Annotated in this window: 19 protein-coding genes; 11 read left to right on the forward strand and 8 right to left on the reverse strand. The window is 37.5% G+C overall.

Annotation, left to right across the window (positions count from 1 at the left end):
- Positions 1-3 precede the first annotated feature (3 nt).
- Genes tssA through JFY49_RS08535 form a run of 5 tightly spaced genes read left to right on the forward strand, consistent with a single transcriptional unit; the run spans position 4 to position 4,686 of the window.
- Positions 4-1,104, forward strand: a complete 1,101-nt coding sequence (tssA, locus tag JFY49_RS08515) for a type VI secretion system protein TssA (protein WP_200222571.1) — start codon at positions 4-6, stop codon at positions 1,102-1,104.
- Positions 1,105-1,140: 36 nt separating this feature from the next.
- A complete protein-coding gene (tssK, locus tag JFY49_RS08520; protein ID WP_200222572.1) occupies positions 1,141-2,505 on the forward strand; it encodes a type VI secretion system baseplate subunit TssK in 1,365 nt (454 codons plus the stop codon).
- 11 nt (positions 2,506-2,516) lie between these two features.
- Positions 2,517-3,314: a DotU family type IV/VI secretion system protein gene (locus tag JFY49_RS08525; protein WP_200222573.1), complete on the forward strand. Its 798-nt coding sequence runs from the start codon at positions 2,517-2,519 to the stop codon at positions 3,312-3,314.
- A 23-nt stretch (positions 3,315-3,337) separates the two neighbouring features.
- A complete protein-coding gene (locus JFY49_RS08530) occupies positions 3,338-3,724 on the forward strand; it encodes a hypothetical protein (RefSeq protein WP_200222574.1) in 387 nt (128 codons plus the stop codon).
- Complete coding sequence (locus JFY49_RS08535) at positions 3,721-4,686, forward strand: M15 family metallopeptidase (protein WP_200222575.1); 966 nt, start codon at positions 3,721-3,723, stop codon at positions 4,684-4,686. Before JFY49_RS08530 ends, JFY49_RS08535 begins: the two co-directional genes overlap by 4 nt.
- Before the next feature lie 19 nt (positions 4,687-4,705).
- Here JFY49_RS08535 and JFY49_RS08540 read toward each other — a convergent pair whose 3' ends face one another.
- From JFY49_RS08540 to JFY49_RS08555, 4 genes are all read right to left on the reverse strand, one after another.
- The gene (locus JFY49_RS08540; RefSeq protein ID WP_180174828.1) at positions 4,706-5,476 is read right to left on the reverse strand and encodes an alpha/beta fold hydrolase; all 771 of its coding nucleotides are present in this window, start codon (positions 5,474-5,476) and stop codon (positions 4,706-4,708) included.
- A 748-nt stretch (positions 5,477-6,224) separates the two neighbouring features.
- On the reverse strand, positions 6,225-6,974 hold the full coding sequence (locus JFY49_RS08545; protein ID WP_200222576.1) for a zeta toxin: 750 nt from the start codon (positions 6,972-6,974) through the stop codon (positions 6,225-6,227).
- 4 nt (positions 6,975-6,978) lie between these two features.
- Complete coding sequence (locus JFY49_RS08550; RefSeq protein WP_180044140.1) at positions 6,979-7,236, reverse strand: hypothetical protein; 258 nt, start codon at positions 7,234-7,236, stop codon at positions 6,979-6,981.
- A gap of 141 nt (positions 7,237-7,377) precedes the next feature.
- Positions 7,378-7,740 (reverse strand): hypothetical protein, encoded by a 363-nt coding sequence (locus JFY49_RS08555; RefSeq protein WP_180044142.1) that lies wholly within the window; start codon positions 7,738-7,740, stop codon positions 7,378-7,380.
- Positions 7,741-7,868: 128 nt separating this feature from the next.
- Between JFY49_RS08555 and JFY49_RS08560 the strand changes: the two genes are divergently transcribed.
- Entirely contained in the window at positions 7,869-8,489 is a 621-nt protein-coding gene (locus JFY49_RS08560; protein WP_200222577.1) for a LexA family protein, read from the forward strand.
- Between the two features lie 5 nt (positions 8,490-8,494).
- Here the strand turns inward: JFY49_RS08560 and JFY49_RS08565 are convergent, their stop codons facing one another.
- The gene (locus tag JFY49_RS08565; RefSeq protein WP_200222578.1) at positions 8,495-8,758 is read right to left on the reverse strand and encodes a hypothetical protein; all 264 of its coding nucleotides are present in this window, start codon (positions 8,756-8,758) and stop codon (positions 8,495-8,497) included.
- An 876-nt stretch (positions 8,759-9,634) separates the two neighbouring features.
- Between JFY49_RS08565 and JFY49_RS17520 the strand changes: the two genes are divergently transcribed.
- The 5 genes from JFY49_RS17520 to accC all read left to right on the forward strand — a co-directional run bounded on the left by JFY49_RS17520 (position 9,635) and on the right by accC (position 12,891).
- Positions 9,635-9,928: a hypothetical protein gene (locus JFY49_RS17520; RefSeq protein WP_227609426.1), complete on the forward strand. Its 294-nt coding sequence runs from the start codon at positions 9,635-9,637 to the stop codon at positions 9,926-9,928.
- 180 nt (positions 9,929-10,108) lie between these two features.
- A complete protein-coding gene (locus tag JFY49_RS17525) occupies positions 10,109-10,381 on the forward strand; it encodes a DUF4113 domain-containing protein (protein ID WP_227609427.1) in 273 nt (90 codons plus the stop codon).
- A gap of 236 nt (positions 10,382-10,617) precedes the next feature.
- Positions 10,618-11,073: a type II 3-dehydroquinate dehydratase gene (gene aroQ, locus JFY49_RS08575; RefSeq protein ID WP_180044147.1), complete on the forward strand. Its 456-nt coding sequence runs from the start codon at positions 10,618-10,620 to the stop codon at positions 11,071-11,073.
- A gap of 16 nt (positions 11,074-11,089) precedes the next feature.
- A complete protein-coding gene (accB, locus tag JFY49_RS08580; protein ID WP_200222579.1) occupies positions 11,090-11,509 on the forward strand; it encodes an acetyl-CoA carboxylase biotin carboxyl carrier protein in 420 nt (139 codons plus the stop codon).
- A 17-nt stretch (positions 11,510-11,526) separates the two neighbouring features.
- On the forward strand, positions 11,527-12,891 hold the full coding sequence (accC, locus tag JFY49_RS08585; RefSeq protein WP_086197359.1) for an acetyl-CoA carboxylase biotin carboxylase subunit: 1,365 nt from the start codon (positions 11,527-11,529) through the stop codon (positions 12,889-12,891).
- Between the two features lie 82 nt (positions 12,892-12,973).
- Here the strand turns inward: accC and JFY49_RS08590 are convergent, their stop codons facing one another.
- From JFY49_RS08590 to JFY49_RS08600, 3 genes are all read right to left on the reverse strand, one after another.
- Positions 12,974-13,453 carry a hypothetical protein gene (locus JFY49_RS08590; protein WP_200222580.1) on the reverse strand — a complete coding sequence of 160 codons (480 nt, stop codon included), beginning with the start codon at positions 13,451-13,453 and terminating at the stop codon, positions 12,974-12,976.
- 252 nt (positions 13,454-13,705) lie between these two features.
- The gene (locus JFY49_RS08595; RefSeq protein WP_200222581.1) at positions 13,706-14,863 is read right to left on the reverse strand and encodes an MFS transporter; all 1,158 of its coding nucleotides are present in this window, start codon (positions 14,861-14,863) and stop codon (positions 13,706-13,708) included.
- 514 nt (positions 14,864-15,377) lie between these two features.
- Complete coding sequence (locus JFY49_RS08600; protein WP_200222582.1) at positions 15,378-15,950, reverse strand: hypothetical protein; 573 nt, start codon at positions 15,948-15,950, stop codon at positions 15,378-15,380.
- Positions 15,951-16,349 lie beyond the last annotated feature (399 nt).

Raw genomic sequence — 16,349 nt, forward strand, 5'->3', positions numbered from 1 at the left:
AACATGAATTTAGAATTGGAAAGATTATTAAAAGCAATTTCAGCTGAAGCCCCTTGCGGGATGGATTGTTCTTTTTCCAATGAGTTCCATGCCATTAAAAAAGCACGAACTCAGGATGATTTACTTTTAGAACAAGGTGATTGGATTACAGAACCAAAACTGGCCGATTGGAGTTTTGTAAAGGATAAATCCATTGAACTTTTGACTGAAAAAACCAAAGATATTCGTTTATATACCTGGTTGGTTGAAGCCTGGTCCAATCTGTACGGTTTTGAAGGAGTAGCCAAAGGTTTAGAATTAACCCAACGTAGCTTAAACGATTTCTGGATACTGTTACACCCAAAAATTGAAGAGGAGGATTTGGATCAACGTCTGGGATTGTTGCAAGGACTGATTAATCAACTGCCCATGTTGATTAAGAATATTCCCTTGGTAAATATTTCGCCTTTTTATTCTTTAATTGACTATGATGGCTTATTACATCAACAAAATCTACACCGTAAACATAGTGAAGAAAATAGTACCAGTCATGTCAATATAGCTCTAGAGCAATTTGAACAGGCATTATTGAATACGTCAAAATCTTTCCAATATCAAAATTATCAGGCTTTTTGGGAAATTTTGAATCAGTGGAATATTTTAAAAAAAGTAATAGATGGCCTCATGGGTGTAGATGCTCCAGGTTTTGCAGCTATCGATTCTCAGCTAGAATCGATTCATGGCAGCCTGAAAAAAATCTACAAAACTGATGCATTTGGTTCAGTATGCATGACAGATCAATCCAGCCCTATCACTGACCTGACCGATTCAGCTAAAACCGTAAACCAAGCTGTTGATCTACCGACAGTGATAACCTGTGCACAAAAATTTCAGCTACACGCACAAAATCATTTAGCAAATCGTGAACAAGCCATGCAGCTTTTACAAGATATTGCCGATTATTTCCAGGTCAATGAACCGCATAGCCCGGTCAGCTACTTACTACAAAAAACAATTAAATGGAGCCAGATGCCTCTACATGAATGGCTAAACCATGTGATTAAAAACGAGAACCCTTTAGAAACAGTACATGAACTTTTGGGTGTACAAAAACAATCCTTATAAAACGACTCATAATACGAATAACAACGGGTAAATTTAATGTTTAAAGCAGAAAAAATTCTTTGGGGCGAAGGCTTATTTTTACGTCCACAACATTTTCAATTGCAAGATGCCTATCATGAACAGCGTTTAAATCATACCATCCGATCAACCATTCCTTTTGCTTACGGGATTCAATCCATTCAATTTGATGAGGTGCAATTAAGTACGCATGTTCTGGCTTTAGAAAAAATAGAAATGCTTTGGCAAGATGGCGAAATTTATCAGGCACCGGCACGTGACTTATTACCAGAGCCCATTCAACTGGATAACTTAACTTTACGTGGAGAAATAACGATCTATTTGGCCTTACCTATAATTCAGCCCAATAAGCGCAATGTCTCGTTTGCAGAAAGTAGCCAGCCTAGCCGTTATCACTCACACTTAACTGAAACACATGATTTATTTACCGATGCTACAGCCGCAGATATTACCTTGTTAAGACGCCGTGCAGAATTTAAATTACTTGAGTCTGGTATTGAACCCAATCATAACCTGGATGGATTTCTGTATTTAGCCGTGGCAAAAGTTAAACGGCAAAGTTCGGGAAATTTTGAATTTGATTGCAAGTTTATTCCACCGATCTTGCATATTGATGCATCTGCCAGCCTGATGTCAGGTTTAAAACGTAGTCTGAATATCATTAAAGCGAAAATTAAGGCCATTCAAAGCAACAATCGTGAAAATGAGCAAAAACTCATCGAATTCCGTTCTGGTGATATTGTTTCTTTCTGGTTAGTGAATGCCTTAAACACCGCATATGCCTCTCTGAATCATCTTTTACAATATCCGCATATTCATCCTGAACGATTATTTTTTGAATTACTGCGTTTAACCGGATCACTGCTGACCTTTTCTACCGCCTATGAAGTGGATCAATTGCCTCATTATAAACATCATCATTTACAAGAAAGCTTTTCACAGCTCGATGCCATTCTGCGCGATTTACTCGATACCATTATTTCAAATCGCTATATCAGCATTCCCTTAAAAGAAGTACGTCCTTCGTATTGGGTTGGAAGTCTGGAATCCGACAAAATTACCCGCGACACGAAACTTTATATTGCAGTTTCGAGTGGTCTGATGCAAAGCCATGAGCTGGTTCAGTTAGTCCCACTGCGTTTTAAAGTGGGTAATTCCGTAGATGTAGAACAACGTGTTGTAGCCGCCCTTCCCGTCATTCCTTTACATCATCTCATGCAAGTCCCTACAGCAATTCCAGTACGTTCTGGTGTCAGTTATTTTGAAGTTGAACCCAATAATGAATTATATCAACGTATGTTGGATGCTGAATCAATGTGTATTTATATCCCAGCCGGCTTTCAGGATATTTCAGTTGATGTTATTGCAGTGATTAATGGCTAAGGAAGCAGTATATGAATAATCAAATGCCTTTACTTTTTGAAAATGGTCAAATTGATTTGTGGTTAAACCAAACTGCAACTTCTAACATCACAAGTGCAACAAATCTAGTTGATTTATTGCATGAGGGTTTCTATGTAGTTTTTTTATTGAAAAATCAATTTATTCCAGTAAATCCAGATGAATTTAAGGAGAAAATTTTAGCCCTGTTAGATCGTTTTGAGAACCAGACGCGAAAACTGCAATTTTCAGCAGCTGATATTCACGATGCAAAATATGCGTATTGTGCTTTGCTTGATGAAATCATTGTGACTCAACCAAATGCACAATTTTTTGATTTACAGAATCACTGGATGATTAGTCCTTTACAGTTAAGCCTTTTTGGCTCACAGCTCGCAGGCTATCGCTTTTTTGAAATTCTGGAGTCATTGCGGAGTCAAGGCAAAGAACGATTAGTAGCCCTAGAAGTCTTTCATTACTGCATGCTACTTGGCTTTCAAGGTAAATTTAGAATTGAGTCCATACAAAGTTTGTATCATATGATGGCACGGGTTGGAGATGAAATTGATTTTTTAAAAGGTAAAAAAGCATCTTTTTCACCCTTTGCCGCGTTACCTGATCAAATTAAACATATCATTCATCGTGAATTACCATTTAGAAGAGTTTTAGTCTTTTTAGCAGTTTTTGCTTTATTATCATTTTTATCTTTAAATTTGATGCTTTCAAATCAGAATAATAAGTCATTATCTATTTATAAGAACATTATCAGTCAGCCTGCTGAACAAGCCTATATTACGATTTATTTACCATAAAAAATTAAAAAAGAAAATAGAACATGACCACTTCAAAACCGACCTCTTTAAACAGTTTAGATCAGCAGAAAATTCAGGAGCGTTCTGTATTTAGCAATATAGATTTGTTTAAGCAGGAGGTCTTAGCACATAAGCAAAATAAGCAGCAAATTTCGACAAGCTTAGAAATGCATGGGAGCCCACCTGACCTTAAAATAAATCAGCCTGAGCAAGAAGACAATCATCAAGTTAAGTTCCCTCAAACTCAAAATGTTGACTCTTTGTCATATACCGTACTTGTTAATCAGCAGCTAAGTGCTAGAGAAAGTCTGGTAAAAGACCGTGAATCGGATGAATTGGCTCAATTTTCTATAAATATTTCTGAGACTAAAACACTTGCAATATCTTCAGAAAGTGTCGTCTTTCCATGATTATTGCTATTTTCACGGGGTTTATTGTGCTGGCTTTCAGTCTGGCCTGGTTATTTTTTTATGATTTACGCTTTAAAGTACAAGAATTCTTTTTGGTCATTATTCCGCAAGCTAAGAAACAATTATATTCTGCCAGGCAATTTGCTCAGCAGTTCAATGATGCTGCTGCACCTACACAACTCCAGTCGCATTGGCATTTACAACAATGGTGGATACTGGTTGCTGGATTTTCATTATTTGCCAGTATCTTAATTTTTGCTTTTACCCGCCCCGTAAGTCCGACTAAAATTGAAGCAGATTATTTAAAAGAAGCAGATCCTCAAATTTATGCCTTGCTCGATGGGCAAATGCTTTCACCTCCTCCTGAAGTAGAACAATCTTTAATTGAAGAAGCTATTATTTCTGCAAGTCATATTGAGGCTAGCCAGTCCAGTATTCAGACAAAAATATTTAGCACAAATATAGAATCTTCATCTATCTCACATTTACATGGAGATATCATATCTGCCGATCGTCGATGGCATAAAATGAATCCACGTTATAAACAGCGTTTATTAATGGTATTTAAAATCATGCAACAACGTTATGGTTATGAAATGGTTTTATTAGAGGGTTACCGTAGTCCAGAGCGCCAGAATGCCCTGGCTGGCAATAGTCATATTACTCGAGCCAAAGCTTTTCAAAGTTATCATCAGTTTGGTTTGGCTGCCGATGTTGCATTTAAGCGTAATGGTAAAGTGGTTATTTCAGAACGTGACCCCTGGGCAATGCGAGGTTACCAGTTATATGGAACCATTTCAGAATCGGTCGGTTTAACCTGGGGTGGCCGTTGGACCTCCATTCAAGATTATGGTCATAGCGAGTATCGAATGTCGGGGCTCAAAAAAACTGCTGCAATGGCTGAACAGTTAACGGCTGAAGATCAACTGTTAGCCGATTCTATCAATGAAGCTGTTGAATAACAGGGAACCTATTCGATATCTAAACTAAGTTTAGATATCGATTCATTTCATCCAGAACTGATTGCGTTTTTTCAGCATGCAGCCAATGTCCAGCATCATCAATAACCTGAATTTTAGCATGCGGAAATTGCTGTTTGATGGCACTGAAATGTTCATCCTTACTAATATAGGCAGATTTACCACCACGAATAAACAGTGCCTCTTTTTGCCAAGGCTGGATCATCTTCCAATCCAGGATTTCTGAGTAATGATTAAATAAAGCATCGACATTAAATAACCATTGGCCTTTATTAAAAGACTTCATTAAAAACTGGATCACCATTTCTTCATTTAAATATTCACGCATAATCTGGGTCGCCTGCTGCCGACTTTCAATCTGTGCATTTTTGACTGCAAACAAAGCTTTAAAAATTTGCTTATGATGGCTTTCCTGGTATGCAAATGGTGCCATATCCAAAACCACCAATTGTTCTAATCTCTGCCCTGCCTGATTTGCCAATTGCATGGCAATTTTCCCCCCCATGGAATGACCAATAGCAGAGAATTTTTGAATATTTAAACTATCTAATGTTTCCAGAATATCTGCTGCCATGACAGCATAATTCATTTCTGTTGCATGTGCTGAATGGCCATGATTACGGATGTCTATTTGAATGACTGAATGAGATTCATAGTATGCACGTGCCAGCATACCTAGATTACTTAAACTGCCAAAGAGGCCATGAATAAATATTAGCGTATTTTTTGCTGTAGCAGTTTCATTAATATGTATTTGGTGATTTAAAATCATGGAGTGCTTTTATTACTTTTTAGATGAAATTATTTTTGAGTAAATTAGGTATTTAATCAATTGTTAATTTTCTAAAATATTTTTTTTGCTTAGGCTATTTATGTGGGTATAGGCAAAATTTGGTGAATTGTTCTGTTTTGAGAGATATTTAAAAGAGTATAAAACTGGAAGTTCTTAAGATGAAAGAATTAGGCTCAATATCCTATTTTTAGCCTGTTTTTACTTTAGATTTAATTATTAAAAATAATTCAGAGGAATTTAAATAGTAGATGCCACCATTGACCTCAGCTTCCAGGAACTATCCTCCATCGATATTGACCTGAATTGCAGGTAAAATCAGTTTAGGCATAGATAATGTTGCATCACGGCGGTTACGCATTTCAACAAAATCTACTTTTGTTGTAGTTTCATTCAGGAGAATATTTCTTATATAGTGATCTTCTTTTCTATCTTCGGGTTAATAATCATGACAATATGATAAAGAAAAACCTGAATTTGATTATCCAACGCATAACATTTTTGAATGGAATTGAGTTAAGTAACTGCACTGCCCTTTTAGGAGAATCACAGAAGGATTGGTATGAAAATAAACTTGAAGAAGTTATTATTGCTTAGGCTATTTTGATAAATATAGTCGCTTTGGACGGCGCATAATAATCCAGCATATTGGTAGATAATATCCATTCAGGTGTTAGATCTTGTTTGATTTTTTCCGTTTTTTTAATCCCAAAGATCTTGATATAAAGAATTATTCGCTAAATTCTTTAAATACTTTTTCTGCAAACCACCACGGTAACTGTTGAACCTCAGGGTTCATTTTCAATGTTTCAGCCGCTTCAATCTCGGCAATAAAAGCGGCTTTTTCGCCATTAGAAGAATTATCAAACAAATAGCTACGATCACTGGCATCAATCGCCTGCATGAGTAAATCAATACTGCGATAATAACGTTCCACAATCTTTTGCTCCGGAACAGGATGTCCACCTACACTCACCCGGTATTTAACCCGGGCAATATTAATTCTAGGGTCAACCGTAGAAACATAGTATAAATAGGTTTTAAATCCCTGCAGCTGTGCTTGTTGTAGAAACTCCACTTTAGAGATATGTGACATTACCGTTTCAAAAGTAAAACTGATTTTTAAGCGCAAAAATTCCAGGCGAATATAGTCAATAATTCGTGCGCAAAGATAAGAATCTATTTCTGATGCCTGAAACTGGATATTCCAATCATCAATTATGGTGGGTTCATGTTGCAGTAAAGCCAAAAACTGCCCGGATTGAAGGCGCTTTTTCTGTTTAAGGAAAGCAACGAGGGATTGAGCTTTTAAGGCAGAATGATAGATCATTAAATCCAGTCGTTGACTCAAGCGAAGATTCTGTTCCAATTCATCGGCATTTAAATAAGCCCCAATATAATGGGGCAATAAATATTCTTTGACTGTGCTCTTTCCAGATCCATTCGGACCGGCAAACATTCTTATTCTTGGTTGAGGCATTCTATTATACAGCTGCCTCTTGTTTTCTCTTGCGTTTTAAAACTTTAGGAAGATGATTAACACTTATATAGTTTTGGTGTAGGTCTGCAATCACGGTTTCTTGTCCATTGACTTCGTGTTGTAGTAATTGCTGATCTTTTGCATAAACGACCGTTGCTACCGTACATGCTTTGTTAAAGGCGTGACGGAAAGCATGTATGGCAAGTTTAGGAATCATGTCATCCTCATATTTGCCTGCTTTCATAATGGTATAAGCTGTCATGGAGCAACTCCCCTTACACAAGGTGTATTTGCTTATTATATTAACATAGCCGCAATAATTGTCTATAAATACACCAACATAGAAATGTAATGCTTTGCAGTGAAGTTAATTAAAGCCACATATTCCGTGGCTCATGCATTATTAGTCTTCCTTCCACACATCTTCATAATCTTCACGATCAATCATAAAGCGGAAACCCTCACCCAAAGCTAGGTATGGCAGTACTTCAGGTAAAATATCCTGTAATTCTCGAACAGTCATGGTCTGGAAAAAGTCTTCCCCCTCTTCCAGTTCGCCCCCGTAAATAAACCAGCCAATATTTTCATCCGTTTCAGGCTTTTTACGAATCCCGACAATCGGTTCCTTATTTAAAGTCTCAACCGCAATAGCTACGACATCATCACCACTCACCTGAACGTAAGCAGAATCGAACTCCTCACACAATAACTTTTGTTCAGCAATCAGCTCTTCTAAGGGTGAAAGTTGTTGGGATTTTTTTGACATTGCGCTTCTCTGGCAGATAAAAACCGAATAGCCACAGTTTAACTTAGAACGATTTAACATGGCTAAACTTTTTATTTTCAGTATTTTTTGCTAATCTTGAAAATGTTACGAAATCAAAAAAAATGTAAATGAAACCACAAGATGCGACAGAATCTACAATAAGCCCTCAATATGGTCACGGCGGCAAACGCAAAAATGCTGGCCGCAAAACCCAGTATCAGGAAAAAACTGTGGTGATGCGCGTACCAGAGTCTAAAGTATCTGAAATTAAGTCCTGGTTAAAACCCAAACCCGCAGATGACCGTAGTCAGAAGATTGAACTGCATTCAATACAGATTCAGACCCAACTCGATATTCCTTATCCTATGGAATCGGTTGAGGCAGGTTTTTCCTCTCTGAGTCAGGATTACGCTGAAGACGTTATCGACTTAAATCAATATCTCGTACACAACGCCTCCAGTACCTTTGTATTACGGATAAATTCGTTGTCAATGAAGAATGCTGGTATAGACATTGATGACCAGATTTTAGTTGACCGTAGCTTGAACGCAGAACATGGCGATATTGTTTTGGCTTTAATTAATAATGAGTTTACCGTTAAACGATTAATGATAGAAAAACAGAAAAATAGAGAAGTGAAAATCTGGTTAAAAGCAGAAAACCCAGAATATCCGGATATTTATTTGCGCAGTGAAGAACAGTTGACGATCTGGGGTGTAGTGACCTGTATTTTAAAAAAATTGCGCTAATAAATTTAATGAGTTGATATATAGCCGGCACTGATCAAAATTTTACTTTTAACATACGCAGATAAGATAGATAGATAAAAGCCCCAAGTAAACTTGAGGCTTATGGTAAATCCTAAGCAAGTTTTAGGATTATTTTTGCTGTTGAGGGTTTTTTGCTGCTGTTGGCGTTGATTGCCTTGGTTTTGCTGACGTTGATTGTCTTGTTGCTGCTGTTGCTGTTGATGCTTTTGATTTTCGCTTTGCGGATTCGATTGTTGTTGATTAGCCATTTTCATATTCATCCTTTCGATTGATTACTAGCCCTGATTACTAGGGATATGCCGTATGTAATTACGACTCTTATTAATCTAGCGGATATTTCTGATTAACCAACCTGCAAACTGTTTCGACTTAATTCATTGTAATGATCAAAATATTAATTTACTGATTTTTAGTCTATCACTGAATCTCATCTTTACGCTATTAACGCTAATTACACTGAACCTTACATGCTGCTCAAGCTCTTTATCGAATGATCTCTTGATTATTCGGATTTTTAAAAATTGAAATTTATAAACGATTTTATTTTCCTCACTTTGAAAACGTTACAATTTCAAAACAAGAAAAATGGCTAACTAATTCTTTGCCTTAATTGATCTTAACTGCTATGTAAGCTGTGAACGGAGCTTTAATCCTCATTTAAATGGCCAACCTGTAGTTATAATACTTTCCAATAATGTACTTATATTTTTATAAAATTGAGCAATAGACTTGGCCTGTTAGGAGTCAAAGTATCTTTCAGTAACTACGCTTTATACACAGATATGTCACGGCGCTTTTTGGGATTCTGGAACAGCATTTCCATCTGATGATTTAGAACCTCAACTCCCCCTTAAATTGATAATTGTTTTATCCAGCACAGCAGTTATGCAAAATATTTTGATCTAGAATAATTCTAGAAAAATATTGTCGAGTCTTAATCCAGCTCATTGAGCAATCACTGGGTTTACTATGATGCTGCATAGGAGTGGCATTACTAAGACCCAAGCCAAACAGGCCAGTTATTTTGTCAAAATAATTCTTTGTTTTAAGTCTCTGTGCTATTTACCACATTTAGACTTATGCAGTTATGAAAGCCTGCTCGTAGAAACACTGGTCATCGAAATTTGGGTATTGGTCGTAAAAACGGCAAACAGTTTCAAGACTATAAATTTTATAGTTGCTATGACTTAACTTTTGCCAATAAATATCATCTCTGCAAACAATTCTCGGTGATGATTGCACGGACAACTCCTGAACTAAAAGGTCAATCATGTACTACATTCAATGATCCTGTAACACCAGCAAAAAGCATTCTTTCATCACGCAGTTTCGCTACAGTATTGACCAAAAAAACAATCATCAAACATGCAGTGATTTTTTATGTCAGCCGTGCTCATAAACGCTTAAACCGGCAGTAATTGCATACCTGTGTCCATGTTCACGCTATGAAAAGGTATCTAGCCCTCCCTATAAAAATAGGCTGTCTTATGCACTAGGTCTTGAATATGCAAGCGATGACCTGCTGACTTTAAAGGGTATATCATTAAAGCAAATAGATGTTTTATTTAAATAAATTATAAATATTTGAAAGTGGAAATGTGGAAGTCATTTTTAGGGCATTATCTGTTAAACAGCACTATATTCATGGCTTAGGGCAACCTTTAGCCTTGATTCAACAACGGGATAATTTAATGAACACCTTATTGAAAATGCAACAACGCTATGGATCGGATTGTATACAGGTGGTCTATCATTCAGCCAATTCGGCCTGGCAGATGAAACAGCAGCACCGCTCACCACGCGATACCATCTGCCGGAAGGAACTGCTGCCTATTCATGACTCTACCGTGACTGTTACGCAAAATAAATGAACTGTTTTGGTCAATTTAGCTTACAATGTAAGAACTATTAATAATTATAAAAAATGTCATTTTTTAACATTGCCAATTCCCTGCAAAGTTCTCATTATATAGCTCAGTTTTGACACATAGCTTCCGTATCAATTTAAACAAATTATAATAGAAATACGGAATTATTTGCCATAATACGCAAACTTTGCTGACATCTTGCAAGGTATATTTGCAAACTTATAATTGGAGCAAGCTGAATGGGCTCAACCATTTTGGTTATTCATGGACCGAATCTAAATTTACTCGGTATGCGTGAACCTGAAGTTTATGGACACCTTACCTTAGACGATATCAATCAAAAGCTCATCGCTCAAGCTCAAAATGCATCTGTTTCCCTGAATACTTTTCAAAGCAATTGGGAAGGTGCAATTGTCGACCGAATTCATCAGGCACAAAAAGAAGGTGTTCAATTCATCATTATCAATCCTGCGGCGTTGACCCATACCTCTGTTGCAGTACGTGATGCGCTTCTTGGTGTTGCCATTCCGTTTATTGAAGTTCACTTGTCTAATGTACACGCACGTGAAGCATTCCGACATCATTCATATTTATCCGATAAAGCCGTTGGCGTGATTTGTGGTTTAGGTGCAAAAGGTTATAGCGCTGCACTGGAATTCGCCATCGATAAAATTCAACCTTCTAAGCAATCATAATTAGGAATACTGTCTCATGGATATCCGTAAAATCAAGAAACTCATCGACCTGATGATTGAATCTGACTTACAAGCGATTGAAGTTAAAGAGGGTGACCAATCCATCGCCCTCACCCGTCGCAATCCTGTGGTAGCAGCAGCTGTTCCTACAATGCCTGTAGCTACTGCAGCTGCAGCACCTGCTGCAAAAACACCACGCGGTGCAGTTGAAACATCGCCTATGGTTGGTGTGTTCTATGCAGCACCAAACCCGGGTGAAGCACCATTCGTGAAAGTGGGCCAAACCGTTTCTGCAGGTGAAACACTGGGTATTATTGAAGCCATGAAAATCATGAACCCGATTGAAGCAACTCAAAGTGGCGTGATTGAAGAAATTCTGGTGAAAAATGGCGAAGTGATTCAATTCGGTCAACCATTGTTCCGCTATCGCGCCTAAGACCACGGGGATTCACAATGTTGCAAAAAGTTTTAATTGCAAACCGGGGTGAAATTGCTTTACGCATCACCCGAGCTTGCAGAACTTTAGGAATTAAAACCGTAGGTATTTATTCCGATGCCGATAAAGACCTGATGCATTTACGCTTTTGTGATGAAGCGGTATGTATTGGTCCGGGTGCAAGTAGTGAAAGCTATTTAAACATCCCGGCAATTATTACTGCTGCTGAAATTACCGGTGCAGATGCCATTCACCCAGGTTATGGTTTCTTGTCTGAAAATGCCGAATTTGCAGAAATTGTTGAAAATTCTGGCTTTATCTTTATTGGTCCACGTCCGGAACACATCCGTCTGATGGGTAACAAGGTTTCTGCCATTATTGCCATGAAGAAAGCCGGTGTACCAACAGTACCAGGCTGTGACCATGCAGTGACTATTCACAATGCCCTTGCAGAAGCCAAAGAAATTGGTTTCCCGCTGATCGTTAAAGCTGCTTCTGGTGGTGGTGGTCGTGGTATGCGTATTGTTGAACGTGTCGATACCCTGCTTGAATCGGTTCAGGCTGCACAGCGTGATGCTGAAATGTGGTTTGGTGATGACACAGTTTATATGGAACGTTTCCTGCAAAAACCGCGTCACGTCGAAGTTCAGGTTTTAGCAGATGGTAATGGTCATGCCATTCACTTGTATGATCGTGACTGTTCTTTACAGCGTCGCCATCAAAAAGTATTGGAAGAAGCACCTGCCCCAGGTTTACCAGAAGAAGCTCGCGCTGAAATTTTAGAAGCCTGTGTTAATGCATGTAAGCTTATGCAATACCGTGGTGCGGGTACATTCGAGTTCCTGTTTGAAGATGGTGAGTTCTTCTTCATTGAAATGAATACCCGTGTTCAAGTTGAACACCCTGTTACCGAAATGGTCACTGGTATTGATATTATTGAGCAACAATTGCGTATTGCTGGCGGACTTGGCCTTGAAATTCAACAAGATCAAGTGGAAGTACGCGGTCATGCCATTGAATGCCGTATCAATGCGGAAGATCCAACCACATTCCTGCCATCTCCGGGCAAAATTGAAAATTATTATGCTCCAGGTGGTGCAGGTATCCGTATGGATTCGCATATTTACCCAGGCTACAGCATTCCGCCTTATTATGACTCAATGATTGCAAAACTCATTGCCCATGGTAAAGATCGTGATACGACTATTGCACGTATGAAACAGGCATTAGAAGAAACGATCCTGACCGGAGTGAAAACCAACATTCCTTTACATAGAGATTTGATTCTGGAAGATGAAAACTTCTGTAAAGAAGCGATGGATATTCACTATCTGGAAAAACACTTATTGAAAAAGCTGGAAGCTTATCAAGAAGCGTCTTAAATAAACCGATATAAAAAAACCGGTCTTTATGAGCGGTTTTTTTATCTGTATAACGATATATTTATAAAATCATGAACAATCATTAAGGTAAAACACGGCGCAAGGTGGCAAAACACTGTTCAGCTTTTTCATTACTGCAGAAATTTATTGTTGATGCATTTTTCCACTGCACAAAATATTGGGAAATCTCGCCAGTCTGGTCTTCTTGCAGACCTGAACAATCCTTTTCATTATTGTCATACTTTACTTGTAAAACCAGTGCAGATAATAAGGAACGTTCCTCTTGAGCTGGTTGAAAATCATAAATTCCAGATGACCACTCCTGGCCACTTTTAATAATGACATTGTTATTCGATTTAAAATTATAATATTCAATGCATTTATTATTGTTGGCAACTTGCATCCCCCATAAGCCAACAATTTCTGGACGAGTCACAATACGAATGGTATTCGAATTTTCAGCTCGATCATTTTCTTCTGTTGCGACTACAGCTTGATTGTAATTTGCCATCGCAACAGATGAGCACAATGTAAGTAAAATTGTAAAATATGTTTTTTTCATACATCAATTCAGTGCTAAAAATCCTTTGTTATAACTTAGCATATTTTTATGAAAAACCAGTATTTATCACCATATTACAACAATATAATTTCAGGTTGAATTTGCACAAAATTGGTCTACCAAGCCGAAAGAATCAATAGTTTTATCACAACACTGAAACAAGAATTTTTCGTACTGATGCAGCTGTATAATAAAGACCACACAGCGGCAATCTTGGCCATAAATGTAAAATACTGACTTTTTAAAAAATTTTTAGCCATGTTGAATATATTTCGGTAGCCAGCGCACAAATAGCAAACCCACAACTGTTGAAAGCCCAGCAAGAACAAACACCATTTCTCCTGAGATGACTTGCCAATATCTTCCAGCCAGAATACTTCCTAAAGCGACACCTAAACCCCACATGGTGCTGTACATGGCCTGACCGCGGCCTTGCTGACCTGCGGAAAAGTTTTGAAAGATAATGCGCATGGCAATCATATGAAACAGGCCAAAACTAAAGGCATGAATACTTTGGGCTAAAAACTGTGCCACCAAGAGATGAGGTAATAGTCCCACAACAATCCACCGTACACCGGTCAGGACCAGACAGCAACTAACTAGACTGCGCCACGAAAACCGGGTCAAGAAAATATGGGCAAAAGCAAACATGATAATTTCTGCAACCACTCCGACGGACCACAACAGGCCAATTTCAGTCGTCGAAAAACCAGCTTGATGCAAGTAGTTACTATAGAAACTATAAAATGGAGCATGAGAAAATAACAAAACAAATTCAATAGCAAAAAAAGCAGCCACTACAGGCCGTTTTAATATCGGCAATAACGGTTCTAATTGTTGTTGTGATTGTGGGGCTGTGCTGGGTTCTTTAATGCTAAAAGACCAAAGAAAAGCCAAAAATGCGATACACAGCAACATCAGCGGGAGCATGGAAATAGCGACAATTTCAAGTAAGGCACCAATGCCAAAAACGCCTACAATAAAACCCACCGAGCCCCATTTTCTGATTTTCCCATACAGCTGATTGCGCTTATCCCCCAACCAGAACAATGTGACCCCTTCAAACTGCGCTAAGATGGCATTCTGAAAAAAACTAAAAATCAGCATAAGCAGTGCAACAGACTGAAAGGTATTTGGGATCAAAAAAATCATGAACCAGATACAGGATTCCATCCATGTGGCTATACGGACCAACAGCATTCTTTTGCCAGATTTATCGGCAATCCACCCCCAAATGAACGGCGCGAAAAAGCGGGTAATGATTGCGATTGAAGATAACAATCCAATCTCTTGATAATTAAAGCCTTGATCTTCCAGATACAAATTCCAAAAAGGCATGAACGTACCAACGATGGAATAGTAGAAGAAGTAGAATCCTGACAGTTTGTACTGGATTGGCAAGCTTAGCATTTAGTTGCATTCCATTTTATTTTTTCAATAACTTAAAACATTTAATAGTTGCATCACATTGCATGGTTTTGCCACTAATTGCACTTCAATAGTCTACAAATCTGTCTACAAAAATTAAAATAAATATTTTTTCATTTTTTGTAAACTCCTATTAAGTAGCCCTAACCTTACTGATTTTAGAGTAAAAATTTATAAAATGGATATAAATATATTTTATAGAGACTTTCTTTATTGAGCTGTTTGTTTAAAAAAAAAATATTCAATTGACATAAAAAATCTAGAGAGAATCAGGCTGAACTGTTTGGGATAGTTTTTTTGATGGTGAGTATGGGTATGGAAGTGAGTTTGTAGTGCTATTCCTGGCATACTTTCTTCCATCCACCTTGGTTAAACATGACCTTTTCACATTGAGACCCAGTACCATACGCTTTTTTTGCTACGGCGACCAATGAAGCCCAAGCAAATGCCAAGAAAAACCACCATAAGGTGGTTGGAATTATTAACTGAGCATATTTCACTCTTCATTAAACAAGATATGCTTCATGTCATGGGAAAATTCTTTTTGTTTTTCCAGTAAAAAGGAATCAATCTCTGGATCATTAGCTATTCCTAATTCTGTTCTTAGTAAATTTTGAAGATCTAATGCTTGATCACCTAAACGTTCAAGAATTTCAAATAAATTGCACAGATCCTGCTCTTGTGAACTATACCAATTATTGGTAATTTTACTGAGTTCAAGATTTTTTCTACTAAAATCCAGTGTAAATAGCATTACTTCTTTTTTAGTTTTTGGCTCGGATATAAAATTAGACTTATGCAAGGATGAAACTAAATCTTTAGTTGCTTGAAAAATAGCTTTCACATATTCCTCTTGTGGATTAACTCTAAAGGTATTTACTACCATTAGATAATTCATCCAATGATCAACCAAACTTAAAAAAATATCTCTTTTAGCCTCTACAAGTTTATCTGCCTTAAAATTTTCGTAGACATTTCCAGCAGTCTTACGGGCTATTCTAAATAATGCAAAAGCACCTATTAAAGCCCCAGCAATTGCACCCCAAAAACTCAAATATTCTTCAGCCATTTTCTTATTTCTTAAGTTAATATCCAATTATAAGTTAAAGACTTTCAGTTTCCTATTGCCCAATTCAAATCATCCAGCATAGTCAAATGAATACCAAATTTCACCACAGTAAAATCATGCCCGCCATTCAAATATTCAGTCATCTGAATAGGAATTGATAGGAAACACGGCTTTTTGCATTTCCTCACCTCAATACTTATCATGTTACCAATAGTTATTAAAAAATTAAGAACCACAATGCTTTATATCCTTGGGATTCTGTTTCTGCTCTTTATTGCTTATCACTACAGACTTGATCAAGCATCTGGAATTGGTGGATTTCTTTTATACATAGTCATTTTATTAATCGTAATCTGCATCAGAGCTGCATGGCATGTTCTAACCTAACATTGAACAGCT

This window comes from Acinetobacter sp. CS-2 (assembly GCF_016599715.1).
In the GTDB taxonomy this organism is placed as follows: Bacteria; Pseudomonadota; Gammaproteobacteria; order Pseudomonadales; family Moraxellaceae; genus Acinetobacter.